Below are 13,844 nucleotides of genomic sequence, written 5' to 3'. Positions count from 1 at the left end.
GATGAACGCGCACGCGGGCCGGCGCGTGGGCGCGGCAGGGCTGTTTGCGGCGCTGGCGTTCACTGGCGCGCTCACGCTGTGGTTCGGGCAAGACTCATTCAACGCCTGGTGGCTGCAAACCTGGCATCAGCGCAGCCCGCTGGAGCGCCTGAACGCCTGGCCGCAGTGGCGCAGCGCAGCGGCCCTGCGCGCCCGCCTGCAAGCCTGGCATGACGGCCCCGCTTCTATGGAACAAGCCGTGGCGGCGGGCCTGGCCGCTGATAGCACGGCAAATGAAGTCTCGCCCGAAGCGCCCGGCATCCCTGAATTGCCGCCCGTGCCGCCCGCGCCTGAAGCGCCCCAAACACCTGCCGCGCCGCAAGAAAACGCCGCGCCGCCCGTCATACGCCTGGCTGCGGCAGACAAAGTGCTGTTCGTGGGCGACTCCATGATGCAAAGCATCGCCCCTTTGCTCCAGCGGACGCTGCTGCGCGAAGGCGGCATCCGCTCCATCAACCTGAGCCGCCACAGCACGGGCCTGACCAACGCCGCCTACTTCAATTGGCCGCAGGCGGTGGAAGCGGCCTTGCGCCAGCACCCGGACACGCGCCTGGTCGTCGTTTTCCTGGGCGCGAACGACCCTTGGGATTTTTTTGAAAGCCGCAGCCGCAAACGCTTTGGCACGCCCGAGTGGGACGAAGCCTACGCCGCGCGCGCCTTGCGCATCACCCGCGCCGCGCGCCAGGCGGGCGCGTCCGTCATCTGGATTGGCCTGCCGCTGATGCGCGCCAATGACTACGGACAGCGCATCCGCCGCCTGAACGCCGTGCTGGCGCAAAACCTGGACGCCGCCGCGCTCTGGCTGCCCACCGAAGAGCTGCTGGGCGACGGCACGCCAAGCTACGCCGACAGCATCCGCCTGGAAGGCAAGCTCACCCGCGTGCGCCACGCCGACGGCATCCACCTGGCCCTGCCCGGCCAGAGGCGGCTGGCCAGCCACGTGCGCCAGTTCATCGAATACGCGCCCGCCGCCGCGCCCAAAGCAGACACAAAAACCAGCGCAGAGGCGGCGGCCCGCCCGCCTGCCATGCCGCCCAATCCGGCTCCAGCCCTTTGAATACGGGCGCTGGCCGCTATCAGAACAAGAGCAATGCGCAGCTCTGAACCTGTTCAAAACCTCTCACGAAAAATGAAAAGCTCATGAGATGAAAAAGCAGCCCCAAGCAACATCAGCCGGGAGAGGCTCAAGCGCATCCGTCCCCTGCTGAAGAGCGTGCAAGGCCGCGCTTTGCCGCCCCCATGGACAGATTTTGAACAGGTTCTCAGGCGGCGGCGGGCGGCAGCAGGGCGGCCACGCCGTACAGGCGGGCCAGCTCGGCCAGGCGGGCGGGCATGCCGTGGACGGCGAAGCGCTTGCCTTCCAGCAGGCAGCTGCGGCGGCATTCGAGCAGCACGGCCAGGGCTGAAGAGTCAAACTGCGTGAGGGCTGAAGCGTCGGCCACCACGGTCTGTTCGCCAGCGGTGTGGGTGGCCTGGCGCAGCATCACAAGGCAGGCGGCGGCCTGCTTGTGGGTGAGTTCGGCGGGCAGCACCAGCATGTCAGCGCTCACTTGGCGGCGTTGCTCTTGTTGCGCTCGACGAGCGAGGCGATCAGGCCGTCGATGCCGCTTTGATTGACCTGCTGCGAGAACTGGGGCCGGTAGTTGGCGATGAGCCATACGCCCATGATGTTGAGGTCGTAAATCTTCCAGCCGGAGCTGCTGCCGGGGGCCTTTTCAAGGCGGTAGTCCAGCTGCACTGGCTCGCTGCCGCCGCTGCTTTGGATCAGGGTGCGCACGGTGATTTCGTCGTCTCCCGCAGCCTTGGAGGGCATGGGGCGGATGTCGAAGGTCTGGTCCTTCACCTTCTTGAGCGCGCCCGCATAGGTGCGCACCAGCAGCATCTTGAATTCCTGCTCCAGCCGCTTGCGCTGCGCCTCGCTGGCCTGCCGCCAGCCGGGGCCGACGGCAGAAGCCGTCATGCGGCGGAAGTTGATGTTGGGCATGATTTTTTCGTCCACCAGCTGCATGAGACGGTCTATGTCGCCTGCCTGCATGGCCTTGTCGGCCTTGATGGTTTGCAGCACTTCCTGCGAGAGGCGGCCAATCCAGGCATCCGGCGTTTCGCCAGCGGCGCGGGCGGCGGGCAGGCCCAGCGCCAGCGTGGCGGCCAGGGCGGGCGCGCCCAGCAGCAGGGCGCGGCGCGGCAGGGCGGAGAGCGGGGTGTTGTTTTGCATGAGGGTTCCCTTCGTTTCATGGTGCGCCGCCAGAAGGGCGGCGGGCAGGGGGCGTATTGGAATGCAGATTGGCGGCGCGCGCTGGCGCAGCCGGTTACAAAGTGTCTGCGAAAGAAGTGGCCCGCAGCCGCCAGGAGCCGCGCGGGCGTCATGGCTTCAGTTCAGAGCAGCCATCCGGATCGCTGACGGACGCGGGCGCAACGCTTGTTTGCCGCCGGCCGCAAGGGGCGGCGAATTGAGACGAGCTGCATGGCCCAAGACCACCCGGCTCTCCGCACTTTTGCGCCCGCGAACAGGCTGCGAGCAGGTTCTCTGGCAAGGGATACGAAGGTGCGGGGGCTTATCAAAAAAGGAGCAAATTCAGGCTGGCAAAAAACAGTGGTTGCGCAAGCTCTTCTAGGACCTAATGCTACGGATTAAGGAGCAAAATTTGCCGCTTTCTGCCGTCTTTTCGCTGGCCTCTTGCAGGCGCGGACAGGGTGGTTTGGGGCGGCTCCATCCAGCAGCCGGTTTATGGCGCGCCGCCATCCGCCTGGCTGGCTGGGGCGGCATCGGGCTGGGCTGCGGGGGTAGCGTCAGGGTTGTCGTAGTCGGGGTAGCCGTCATCCTGGCCCGGTTCGGCTGGCGGGTTGCCGTCGTACACGTCGTTGCGGCGCTTTTGCAGCCAGGCGTCGCGGGTGAAGGCGTAGTCGTCAATGGATGCGCCGCTGAGCACGTCTTCCACGCCGAGCAGGCGCGAGCGCGCATCCACGAAGCTCAGCGCAGCCAGGCTGTTGCGCAAGCGGATGTTGTGGACGTGGGCGCGCGGGTTGCCGTAGTAGTCGGCGGGCATGCTGAGCGCGTCGCGCAGGGTGGAGGGGCCAAGCAGCGGCACCACGAAGTAGGGGCCGGGCGGCACGCCCCACCAGGCCAGGGTCTGTCCGAAGTCTTCGCGGTAGCGGCGGATGCGCATTTCGCTGGCGGGGTCGAGCACGCCGCCCAAGCCGATGGTGGTATTGACGATGACGCGCCAGAAGGAGTGCAGCGCCCGCTCCGGCTTGGCTTGCAGCACGTTATTGACGAAGGACCAGACGTCGGAGAGGTTGTCGAAGAAGTTGCCAACCCCGGTGCGCACGGGCTGCGGCATGGCCTTCTGGTAGGCCGTGGCCACGGGACGCATGACGGCATCGTCCACAGCGGTGTTAAAGCGCGTCATGGAGCGGTTGTAGTTTTCCCAGGGATCGTGCGGGTTGCCGCCGGGGGCGCTGGCGCAGGCCGACAAGGCCAGGGCCACGCTGGCTGCGGCCAGCTTGCACAGGGTGCGGGCGTGGGTCTTCATGGGCGTTTTACTTTTTGTCGCCGCCGTCGGCGGCGCTGTTGTAGAGGAACTGGCTGATGACGTTTTCAAGCACGACGGCGCTTTGGGTGGACTTGACCACGTCGCCCGCTGCCAGGTTTTCTTCCGAAGCGCCCGCTTCCACGCCGATGTATTGCTCGCCCAGCAGGCCGCTGGTGAGCACTTTCAGCGAGCTGTCTTTGGGAAAGTGGTAGCGCGTGTCCATCTCCAGCGTGACTTGCGCCTGAAAGCGCTGGTCGTCAAAGCGGATGTCGGCCACGCGGCCCACGAGCACGCCCGCGCTGCGCACGGCGGCCTTGGGTTTGAGGCCGCCGATGTTGTCAAACAGCGCGGTGACGCGGTAGGTGGGCTGCCAGTTCAGGCTCAGCAAATTGGCCGATTGCAGGGCCAGAAAGACGAGGGCGGCCGCGCCGATGAGCACGAACAGGCCCACCCAGACATCGTTTTTGGAGCGCTCCATGAGGCGTTTTTCCTTTTTTCTCAAAGACTGAACATGAATGCGGTGAGCACGAAGTCCAGCCCCAGCACCAGCAGCGAGGCCATGACGACGGTGCGCGTGGTGGCGCGGGCCACGCCTTCGGCCGTGGGGCGGGCGGCGTAGCCTTGCAGCAGGGCCACGAAGGTGACGGTCACGCCGAATACCACGCTTTTGACGATGCCGTTGCCCAGGTCCGCCCACACGCTCACGCCGCCTTGCATCTGGCTCCAGAACATGCCGGGGTCCACGCCAATCATGGGCACGCTCACCACCCAGCCGCCCAGAATGCCGACGGCATTGAACACGGCCGCCAGCAGCGGCATGACGATGACGCCCGCCCAAAAGCGCGGCGCGAGGATGCGGCGCACGGGGTCAATGGCCATCATCTCCATCGCCGAAAGCTGCTCGCCCGCCTTCATCAGCCCGATTTCTGCCGTGAGCGAGGTGCCCGCGCGCCCGGCAAACAGCAGCGCCGTCACCACCGGCCCCAGTTCGCGCACAAGCGACAGCGCCACCATCAGCCCCACAGCCTCTGCCGAGCCGTAGCGCTGGAGGATGTTGTAGCCCTGAAGCGCCAGCACAAAGCCCACGAACAGGCCCGAGACGGCGATGATGGCCAGCGAGTGGTTGCCCAGAAAGTGAATCTGGTCGCGCACCAGCGCGAAGCGCCGCAGCGCCGGCCCGGCCAGCGCCAGCAGCCGCCAAAACAGGCGCGCCGCACGGCCCAGATCGGCCAGCAGGCGGCGCGCGGCGTAGCCCACGCGGGCGGGATGCAGCCCCTTCATGCCAGCGCTCCGTAGTCTTGCTCGGCGCTGGGGCCGGGGTAGTGAAAATGCACAGGGCCATCAGGCTCGGCGCGGATGAACTGGCGCACCAGCGGATCGGCGCTGCCGCGCACTTCATCGGGCGTGCCTTCGGCGGCCACGCGGCCATTGGCCAGAATGAGCACGCGGTCGGCAATGCGGAAGGTTTCGTCCACATCGTGCGAGACGACGAGGCTGGTGATGCCCAGCGCGTCATTGAGCTGGCGAATCAGGCGCGCTGCCGTACCCAGCGAAATCGGGTCCAGCCCGGCAAACGGCTCGTCATACATCACCAGCTCCGGGTCCAGCGCGATGGCGCGCGCCAGCGCCACGCGCCGCGCCATGCCGCCGGAAATTTCGGCGGGCATCAAATCGCGCGCGCCGCGCAGGCCCACGGCATCCAGCTTCATCAGCACGATGTCGCGAATCAGCGCGGGCGGCAAATCGGTGTGCTCGCGCAAGGGGAAAGCCACGTTTTCAAACACCGACAAATCCGTGAACAGCGCCCCGAACTGAAACAGCATGCCCATGCGCCGCCGCGTGGCGTAAAGCCGCGCCTGGCCCATGCCGCCCACATCGCGCCCGTCAAACAGCACCTGGCCCGACTGCGCGCGCTGCTGCCCGCCAATCAGGCGCAGCACCGTCGTCTTGCCGCCGCCGGAAGCGCCCATGAGCGCCGTTACCTTGCCGCGCGGCACGGTCAGCGACATGCCGTCGAGCACCACGCGCTGGCCATAACCGAACACCACATCGCGCAGCTCCACCAGCGCGCCGCTGGCGGCCTGGGGCGTTTCAGAGGTTTCTGGCATGGGCAGGTGAAGGCGAGAGACAGGGAAAGGGCGAAAAAGGCATTCCGCGCAAGGCATGAGGAATGCCGCCTGGCAAAGAGCCAGAAAGCCTGCGGGCGAAAGCAGCGGCCAGCCGGCCCCAAAAAATCGAGGCCGGGCACGATACGAGATTTTCCCTTGGGCGCCTGCTGCGAAAAAGAGCGGCTTTTCGAGGCATTGAAGCGCTTGCGGCAGGCGTTTGCATAAATACCTTCATGCCAAATAAACCGGCCCAAACAGCCGGGCCGGATGGCATTTTTGCGTGAATATGAATGGCGCTCATATAAACGCCAGGCTGCAAATTGCCTTCTGCATAAAGCATTGAGCCGTTTACTCTTTCTCACGCCCGCGCCGCTTTTTGGGCCGATACTCGCGGGTCTGAATGGCGTGGACAAGTCCTGAGCCAGGCCCATTGCACTTTTGCTTCGCACTTTTGCTTCGCGCTTTTGCTTCGCTTTTCAAGCTGCCAGGCCCGCACGGCGTTTCCTCCGAGGGGCGCTGCAAACCCGGAGTGGCATTTCCTCCTCCCTCCTCCTTTCGCTCCGGGTCGCCTGGCAGCCTTTTCTCTTTTTTTTGCGCCGTCCCGGTCTGGGCGGTTTCCGGGGCGGTTTTTGCCCGGCCTTGTTTTCAGGGGGCGGCTCCTACAATCCGCGCCCCATGCAAAACGCCCTTTCTTCCCTCACCGCCCTTTCTCCGCTGGATGGCCGCTACGCCGCCAAACTGGCCGCGCTGCGGCCCGTGATGAGCGAATTTGGCTACATGCAGCGCCGCGTGCAAGTGGAGCTGACGTGGTTCATCGCCCTCTCGGACGCAGGCTTTGCCGAATTCGCCCCGCTGCCCGCTGACGACCGCGCCTTTTTGCTGGCGCTCGTGCGCAACTTCAGCGAAGCCGACGCGCAAGCCATCAAAGACAAGGAAAAAGAAACCAACCACGACGTCAAAGCCGTCGAATACTGGATCAAAAGCCGCTTCGCGGGCCGCCCCGCGCTGCTGGCGGCGGCCGAATTCGTTCACTTTGCCTGCACCAGCGAAGACATCAACAACACCAGCCACGCGCTGCAATTGCAGGCCGGGCGCGACATCTGGCTGCAAGGGCTGGATGCCGTGCTGGCGCGCCTGCGCGATCTGGCGCATGAGCACGCGGCGCAGCCCATGCTCAGCCGCACGCACGGGCAAACGGCCAGCCCCACCACCGTGGGCAAGGAGCTGGCGAACATCGCCGCCCGCCTGGCCGCTGCGCGCGAACGCGTGGCCGGCGTGCGGCTGCTGGCCAAGATGAACGGGGCCGTGGGCAACTACAACGCGCACCTGGCCGCCTGGCCTGATTTCGACTGGGAAGCCTTCAGCCGCCGCGTGATCGAACAGCCCGCCCCGCAAGGCCTGGGCCTGGCGTTTCAGCCCTACAGCATCCAGATCGAGCCGCACGACTACATGGCCGAGCTGTTCGACGCCGTGGCGCGCGCCAACACCATCCTGATCGACGCCTGCCGCGACATCTGGGGCTACATCAGCCTGGGCTACTTCAAGCAAAAGCTCAAGGCGGGCGAAATCGGCTCCAGCACCATGCCGCACAAAGTCAATCCCATCGACTTTGAAAACGCCGAAGGCAACCTGGGCCTGGCCAACGCGCTGCTGCGTCACCTGGCCGAAAAGCTGCCCATCAGCCGCTGGCAGCGCGATCTGACCGATTCCACCGTGCTGCGCAACATGGGCGTGGCGCTGGGCTACGCCGTGCTGGCCTGCCAGTCGCTGCTTGCGGGCCTGAACAAGCTGGAGCTGAACGCCCCCGCGCTGGAGGCCGATCTGGACGCCGCCTGGGAAGTGCTGGCCGAACCCATCCAGACCGTGATGCGCCGCTTTGGCGTGCCCGGCGCGTATGAAAAGCTCAAGGCCGCCACGCGCGGCCAGCACGTCACGCGCGAGGCGCTGCACGCGCTCATCAACGAACTGGACATTCCCGCCGCCGAAAAAGCGCGCCTGCTCGCCCTCACTCCCGCCCGCTACACCGGCAAGGCCGCCGAGCTGGCGCGGCGCGTCTGAACGCGCCGCCGCGCAGACCGCAGCCGTCATGGGCGCGCGGCTCTGGCTGACCAGAGCAGCGCCACCTGAAAAAGCGTTTATCTTGCTCCTCGATTCGTAGCATGAAGTCCCGGCGGAATGGGCGCTGGAGCCGTTTTCAGGCCATTGAATCCGCTCCTGTTTTCGAGAGCCTGTTCAAAATCTGGCCGCAAGAGCACGCCATGCGCGGCGCCAGCGCTGTTCCAAAGAAGCTGTCCCTCCCTTTTCCCGAGCTTCTCCCGCAGGGGAAAAGCGGCCAGAGAAAGCCAAAAGCGAAAGCCTGAAGCGCCCGCAAGCCAGCGCGCCCGCGCAGGCCCGGAAAAGGAAGGGTAAAAGGCTTGAATCTGCTACCGAACCAATAGCACGAGGTCCTAGTGGAATCTGCGCAAGCGCCGTTTTGAAGCCCTCTAAATTTGCTCCTTTTTCTGATGAAAACCACTCGCCCGCAGCCCCCTCGCCATCGCCATGAAAGTGAAAACCGCCCATGACCGGCGCGCCTGACGCCGCCGCGCCCGCCGCCCGCGTGACCGCCGCCATCATCGGCGCCGGCCCGGCGGGGCTGATGGCGGCGCAAGTGCTGTCGCAGGCGGGCGTGCCTGTGGACGTGTTTGACGCCATGCCCTCCGCTGGCCGCAAATTCCTGCTGGCGGGCAAAGGCGGGCTGAACCTCACGCACAGCGAGCCGCTGCCCGCCTTCATCCGCCGCTACGGCGCGCGGCAGGCCGAAGCAGCCGCCTGGCTGCAAGCCTTTGGCCCGCAGGCCGTGCGCGAGTGGGCGGCGGCGCTGGGCGTGGCCACCTTCGTGGGCACATCGGGCCGCGTTTTTCCGCAAGAAATGAAAGCCGCCCCCCTGCTGCGCGCCTGGCTGCACCGCCTGCGCCAGCCCGCCAGCGGCGGCGCGCCCGTGCGCCTGCACATGCGCCACCGCTGCGTGGGCGCGCGGCCCGCCGCGCCGGAAGGGCCTGGCCAGGCGGGCGCGGGCGTCATCTTCCGCCTGGAAACGCCTGACGGCGCGCGCTGCGTGCAAGCCAGCGCGGGCCTGCTGGCGCTGGGCGGCGCGAGCTGGCCGCGCCTGGGATCGGACGGCGCGTGGACACGCTGGCTGGCCGCGCCCGGCGTGACGGATCTCATCGCCCCCCTGCGCCCGGCCAACTGCGGATTTGACGCGGCAGGCCCCGGCGGCTCCGGCTGGTCGCCCTATTTCGCGCAGCGCTTTGCGGGCCAGCCGCTCAAATCCGTGGCCCTGCGCGTCACGGCCCCCGGCACAGGCCCGCAAGGCGCGGCGCTGTTTGAGCGCCAGGGTGAATTCGTGGTCACTGCCACCGGCGTGGAAGGCAGTCTCATCTACGCCGCCAGCGCCCTGCTGCGCGAAACCATCGCCGCCCACGGCCACGCCGTCTTCTGGCTGGATCTGCTGCCCGCCCTCAGCGCCGCCCAGGTGCAGGCCGCCCTGCTCGCGCCGCGCGGCAGCCAGAGCCTGGCCAGCCACCTGCGCAAAAAACTCCGGCTGGACGCCATCAAAACCGCCTTGCTGCACGAGCTGCTGCCCCGCGCCGCCCTGCGGACGGGCAGCGAAAGCGAAGCCGCCGGGCTGGCCGCCGCCATCAAGGCCCTGCCCGTGCGCCTGACCGCCCCCCGCCCCGTGCAGGAAGCCATCAGCACCGCTGGCGGCGTGCGGCTGGAGCACCTGACAGACGGCCTCATGCTGCGCCGCTGGCCGGGCCTTTTCTGCGCGGGCGAAATGCTGGACTGGGAAGCGCCCACCGGCGGCTACCTGCTCACCGCCTGCCTGGCCAGCGGCCACGTGGCCGGACAGGCCATGCGCCGCTGGCTGCAAGCGGAGCCGGGAGCGGATTTCACCAGCCAGGCAGCGACAAAAACAGGAGCAAATTCAGGCGGTGTTAAACCTGCCTCGCGCACATTCTTCTAGGACCTCATGCTATGGATACAGGAGCGAATATAGGCCGCCCAGAGGGCTATGCCCGCCACTGCTTGGCTTGCTGCTGGGCGCGCCACAGGGCGGCGTAGCGGCCGTTTTTTTGCAGCAGCTCTTCGTGCGTGCCCGCTTCCAGTGCGCGGCCCTGGTCGATCACGATGANAGGCCGCCCAGAGGGCTATGCCCGCCACTGCTTGGCTTGCTGCTGGGCGCGCCACAGGGCGGCGTAGCGGCCGTTTTTTTGCAGCAGCTCTTCGTGCGTGCCCGCTTCCAGTGCGCGGCCCTGGTCGATCACGATGATTTGCCGTGCGCCCACGATGGTGGACAGGCGGTGCGCGATGACGATGACGGTGCGCTCCTGCACCAGGGTTTCAATGGCGCGCTGCACGGCGCATTCGCTTTCGGTGTCCAGCGCCGCCGTCGGCTCATCCAGCACGACGATGGGCGCGTTTTTGAGCAGGGCGCGTGCGATGCTGATGCGCTGGCGCTCGCCGCCCGACAAGCGCCCGCCCGCTTCGCCGATGCGCGTGTGCCAGCCTTGCGGCAGGCGTTCGATGAAGTCCAGGCACTGGGCGGCGCGGGCGGCCTGCCTGACTTCTTCGTCGGTGGCTTCGGGGCGGGCCATGCGGATGTTGGCCAGCACGGTGTCGTCAAACAGGTAAACGTCCTGAAAGACGACGGAGATCAGGCGGTTGAGCGTTTCGGGCGCAATGTGGCGCACGTCCACGCCGCCAATGCGCACGCTGCCCGCTTGCGCGTCGGCGTGGCGCATGAGCAGGCGGGTGACGGTGGTTTTGCCCCCGCCCGAGGGGCCGACGAAGGCGGTCATGCTGTGCGCGGGCAGCGTGGCGCTAAAGCCGGAAAGCACCTTGGGGCCGCCGCTGGCGTAGGCAAAGTCAATGCCTTCAAAGGCGATGTCAAAGCGCAACGGCGTTTGCCCGGGCGAAAGCTGGGGCAGCGGCGGCACGGCCAGCAGGGNGTCGGCATCTTCCACGGTGGAGAGCCGGTGCGCCACCAGCAGCACGGTTTTGCCTTTCATCAGCTCTGAGAGGGCGGCCACCAGCGCGGCTTCGTTTTCGCCGTCGGCAAAGGCCGTGGCTTCGTCCAGCACCAGGATGGGCCGGTTTTGCAAGATGGCGCGGGCAATGGTGATGCGCTGGCGCTGCCCGCCCGAGAGGAACACGCCGCGCTCGCCAGCCAGCGTGTCGTAGCCCTGGGGCAGTTCGCTGATGAATTCGTGCGCTTGCGCGGCGCGGGCGGCGTTTTCCACGTCTTGCTGCGTCGCTTCGGGGCAGCCCAGGCGGATGTTGCCCGCAATGGTGTCGGCAAAGAGGAAGGTGTCCTGAAAGACGAAGGCCACTTGCTGCATGAGGGTGTCGCTGGCGATGCGGCGCACGTCGGCCCCGCCCACGCGCACGCAGCCTTGCGATGCGTCCCAAAAGCGCGGAATGAGCCGCGCGACGGTGCTTTTGCCCGCGCCGGAGGGGCCGACCAGCGCCGTGACGCTGCCTGCCGGGGCGGTGAAGCTGACGCCTTGCAGGGCGGGGGCGGCGTCCTTGCCTTCACCGCCCGTGTTGCCCGCATCGCCCTCGCTTGCGCCGTAGCTGAAGCTGACGTTTTCAAAGGCCACGCTGGCGTCTTGCGGCTGCTCGCCAGGCGCGGGCGGCTCGGGCAGGGGCGGCTCGCCGAGCACTTGCTGGATGCGGTGGATGCTGATGCGCGTTTTGCGGATCAGGTGATGCAGGCCCATCAGCGGCATGATGGCCTCGGCCACGCCTGCGCCAATGAGCAGCGCAGCCACCCATGCGGCGAAATCCAGCCGCTGCCGCGCCAGCAGCCACGCGCCCAGCCACAGCAGCACGGCCAGCGTGGGCAAAGAGGAAAGAATGGCTATTGAAAAGCGCGAGGTGAAGCGCACGCTGGCGTACCACTCCTTGAGCACGGTCAGGTATTTGGCCAGCGCGGCCTGGTAGCGCCCGAAGCTGGCGCTGCCGCTGTCAAACGTGCGCACCACGGGCATGGCCTGCACGAACTCGACCACGGCGGCGGCCACCTGCGCGCGTGCGGCGTCGTAGCGGTCGCCCATGCCTTTTGTGTCGCGCATGATGGCGCCCATGATGGCAAAGCCCAGCGCAGGCACGGCCAGCGCGGCCAGCGCCAGCCGCCAGTCCAGCCACAGCAGCGCTGCCAGCGCGATGAGCGGCGCGGCGTAGGCGCGGGCGTACATGGGCGTGGAATCGGCCACGAAGGCATGCAGCGCCTTCACGTCGTCAAACATCACCTTGGCCAGCGGCCCCGCGCCCAGCGCCTGCACGCGCCCCAGCGGCAGGCGGGCCACGTGTTCGGCCAGCCGCATGCGCAGCAGCGCCTCCAGCCGGAAGGCGGCGTAGTGCGAGCGCCGGAAGGCGGCCAGCCGCAGCGTGTAGGCGGCCACGGTGCAGGCCAGCAGCGCCAGCATGGGCGGCCAGGGCCACTGGCCGGGCGCGTCCAGCAGCGCCTGAATCGTGCGCGCCACCAGCGCCAGCGCCAGCACCGACAGCGCCGCCGAAGCGCAGGCCAGCCCCATCGCAAAGCGGATGCGGCCGCGCACGGGATCCATGATGCGCCAGGGGTTGTCCGGCGCGGCAGCGGTCGATGAACCGGGCGAAGGATTGGGCAAAGGATTGGACGATGCCGTGGAAACGTCTTGTGTGCTCATGCGCGCAGGCTCCCTGACGGGCGGGCCGTGGAGCCGCTTATGGCCCGAAGGCCGCCCGCCGCTATGAAACAAATAGCTGCCAGCGCCCATTTCACAGGCGTTGGCGGCGTTTTTGACCGTTTTTCCCGAGGCGTCATGAGGCTGCTCCTTCTGCCGCCTTTTCCGCCCGCGCCTGCCGTTCATTGGCGCTGCGCCACAACCAGGGCGCGGCCAGCCCCGCCAGCACGCTGGCGGCCAGCGACAGGACCAGCGCCGCGCCGTAACCGTAGGCAGCGGCCGCCTGCATGGCCAGCGCGCCCGCCACGAACAGGCCCATGCTGGTGTAGATGCCGTGCTGCATCGAGAAATCAGTGGCGGGCGTACCGGCGCTGGCGCGGCCCATCATCAGCGTGGGCATCAGCACGTCCAGCGGGGTGTAGAGCGCCATGTAGGCGGCCACGCCCGCCAGCACCCATCTGTCATCGCCCAGCGCCAACAGCAGCGCCGCCGCCAGTGCGGCCACGGCCAGCGCCTGCACGGCCATCACCCAGGGCATGGCGCGCGCCGCGCTCCAGCGCCGGATGAATGCGCCCAGAGCCAGCATGGAGGCCGATCCGATGAGCGTGCCGTACACGTTCACCACCTCGCCGATCTTGCTCATGCTCCAGCCTGCGTCCACCAGCATGGGCGTGAGCAGCATGTAGGCCATGCACACGCCGCTATTGGCCGTGGCGATCAGCGCGGCCCAGCGCCAGCCCGTGCCCGGCTGCCGCCAGAAGCGCCACAGGCGCAGCCACTGCGCGCCCAGGCTGGGCCGCGCTTCCGGCGCCGGGCGCGCATGGGGCGGCTCGCGGTACAGCAGGGCCTGCGCCAGCGTGACGGCGTTGAGCAGCGCCAGACCCAGGATGGCGCTCTGCCAGCCCCAGCGCTCGTAGGCCATCAGCACGCCGCCGCCGCCGGCGGCAAAGCCCAGCATGCCGCAGGCCATTTGCATGGCGTTGCCCAGGCCGCGCTGGGCGGGGCCGAGCAGGCGGCATGAAAGGCCGTCGGCCGCGATGTCCTGCCATGAAGTCAATATCGACACGAGCGCGCAACCTGTCAGCAAGGCGGCCAGCGGCGCCGGATCGCTCTCGCGCATGGGCAGCGCTGCCAGCCACAGCAGCGTCGCCAGCAGCAGCGCCTGCATGAGCGCCAGCCACGTGCCGTAGTGGCCACGCTCGCCAAAGCCATAGCGGTCCAGCAGCGGCGCCCACAAGAACTTCAGGCCGGGCGCCATGCCCAGCATGTAGAGCCAGCCAATCTGCTCCAGCGGCACGCCCCGGTCGCGCAGGATGGCCGTCATCGCCATGAAGAAAAAGCCAGAAGCCACGAATTGACTGAGATAGGCGCTGGCGAGCAGCGCCCATTCCTGTAGCGTGAGCGGCGGCGTGGCGGGCGCGGGGGCGGCTGCCGGCATGCGCGATTCTTTCGTGCGC

Annotated in this window: 13 protein-coding genes; 3 read left to right on the top strand and 10 right to left on the bottom strand. The window is 67.6% G+C overall.

The features are described from left to right. Position 1 precedes the first annotated feature (1 nt). Entirely contained in the window at positions 2–1,096 is a 1,095-nt protein-coding gene (locus C1720_RS07480) for an SGNH/GDSL hydrolase family protein (RefSeq protein ID WP_158241670.1), read from the top strand. Between the two features lie 205 nt (positions 1,097–1,301). Here the strand turns inward: C1720_RS07480 and C1720_RS07475 are convergent, their stop codons facing one another. The 7 genes from C1720_RS07475 to C1720_RS12930 form a co-directional block, all read right to left on the bottom strand. Next, the gene (locus C1720_RS07475; RefSeq protein WP_050716395.1) at positions 1,302–1,577 is read right to left on the bottom strand and encodes an STAS domain-containing protein; all 276 of its coding nucleotides are present in this window, start codon (positions 1,575–1,577) and stop codon (positions 1,302–1,304) included. 8 nt (positions 1,578–1,585) lie between these two features. Then, positions 1,586–2,254, bottom strand: coding sequence for an MlaC/ttg2D family ABC transporter substrate-binding protein (locus C1720_RS07470; RefSeq protein WP_050714928.1), 669 nt, complete (start codon positions 2,252–2,254; stop codon positions 1,586–1,588). Positions 2,255–2,765: 511 nt separating this feature from the next. Further along, positions 2,766–3,572, bottom strand: a complete 807-nt coding sequence (locus tag C1720_RS07465) for an MlaA family lipoprotein (protein WP_102283771.1) — start codon at positions 3,570–3,572, stop codon at positions 2,766–2,768. A gap of 7 nt (positions 3,573–3,579) precedes the next feature. After that, positions 3,580–4,050 (bottom strand): outer membrane lipid asymmetry maintenance protein MlaD, encoded by a 471-nt coding sequence (gene mlaD, locus C1720_RS07460; RefSeq protein ID WP_050714930.1) that lies wholly within the window; start codon positions 4,048–4,050, stop codon positions 3,580–3,582. Between the two features lie 20 nt (positions 4,051–4,070). After that, a complete protein-coding gene (gene mlaE, locus C1720_RS07455) occupies positions 4,071–4,853 on the bottom strand; it encodes a lipid asymmetry maintenance ABC transporter permease subunit MlaE (protein ID WP_050714931.1) in 783 nt (260 codons plus the stop codon). Then, positions 4,850–5,680, bottom strand: a complete 831-nt coding sequence (locus tag C1720_RS07450; protein ID WP_050714932.1) for an ABC transporter ATP-binding protein — start codon at positions 5,678–5,680, stop codon at positions 4,850–4,852. Before C1720_RS07450 ends, mlaE begins: the two co-directional genes overlap by 4 nt. Next, positions 5,664–6,020 (bottom strand): hypothetical protein, encoded by a 357-nt coding sequence (locus C1720_RS12930; protein ID WP_146006910.1) that lies wholly within the window; start codon positions 6,018–6,020, stop codon positions 5,664–5,666. The genes C1720_RS07450 and C1720_RS12930 overlap by 17 nt, the downstream gene beginning before the upstream one ends. 335 nt (positions 6,021–6,355) lie before the next feature. Between C1720_RS12930 and purB the strand changes: the two genes are divergently transcribed. Continuing rightward, positions 6,356–7,738: an adenylosuccinate lyase gene (gene purB / locus C1720_RS07445; RefSeq protein ID WP_102284570.1), complete on the top strand. Its 1,383-nt coding sequence runs from the start codon at positions 6,356–6,358 to the stop codon at positions 7,736–7,738. Positions 7,739–7,912: 174 nt separating this feature from the next. Here the strand turns inward: purB and C1720_RS12925 are convergent, their stop codons facing one another. Beyond that, entirely contained in the window at positions 7,913–8,242 is a 330-nt protein-coding gene (locus C1720_RS12925) for a hypothetical protein (RefSeq protein WP_146006909.1), read from the bottom strand. Here C1720_RS12925 and C1720_RS07440 point away from each other — a divergent pair. Beyond that, a complete protein-coding gene (locus C1720_RS07440) occupies positions 8,241–9,686 on the top strand; it encodes a TIGR03862 family flavoprotein (RefSeq protein ID WP_102283770.1) in 1,446 nt (481 codons plus the stop codon). The two genes, C1720_RS12925 and C1720_RS07440, sit on opposite strands and share 2 nt — an antisense overlap. A gap of 184 nt (positions 9,687–9,870) precedes the next feature. Here the strand turns inward: C1720_RS07440 and C1720_RS14245 are convergent, their stop codons facing one another. Next, positions 9,871–12,291 (bottom strand): ABC transporter ATP-binding protein, encoded by a 2,421-nt coding sequence (locus C1720_RS14245; protein WP_102284569.1) that lies wholly within the window; start codon positions 12,289–12,291, stop codon positions 9,871–9,873. Positions 12,292–12,523: 232 nt separating this feature from the next. Continuing rightward, the gene (locus C1720_RS07430) at positions 12,524–13,825 is read right to left on the bottom strand and encodes an MFS transporter (protein WP_102283769.1); all 1,302 of its coding nucleotides are present in this window, start codon (positions 13,823–13,825) and stop codon (positions 12,524–12,526) included. Between the last annotated feature and the right edge of the window lie 19 nt (positions 13,826–13,844).

The organism is Ottowia massiliensis (assembly GCF_900240305.1).
Taxonomy (GTDB): Bacteria; Pseudomonadota; Gammaproteobacteria; order Burkholderiales; family Burkholderiaceae_C; genus Ottowia; species Ottowia massiliensis.
Note: the sequence above shows the minus strand (reverse complement) of the source record. Positions and strands in the feature narration are given on the sequence as shown.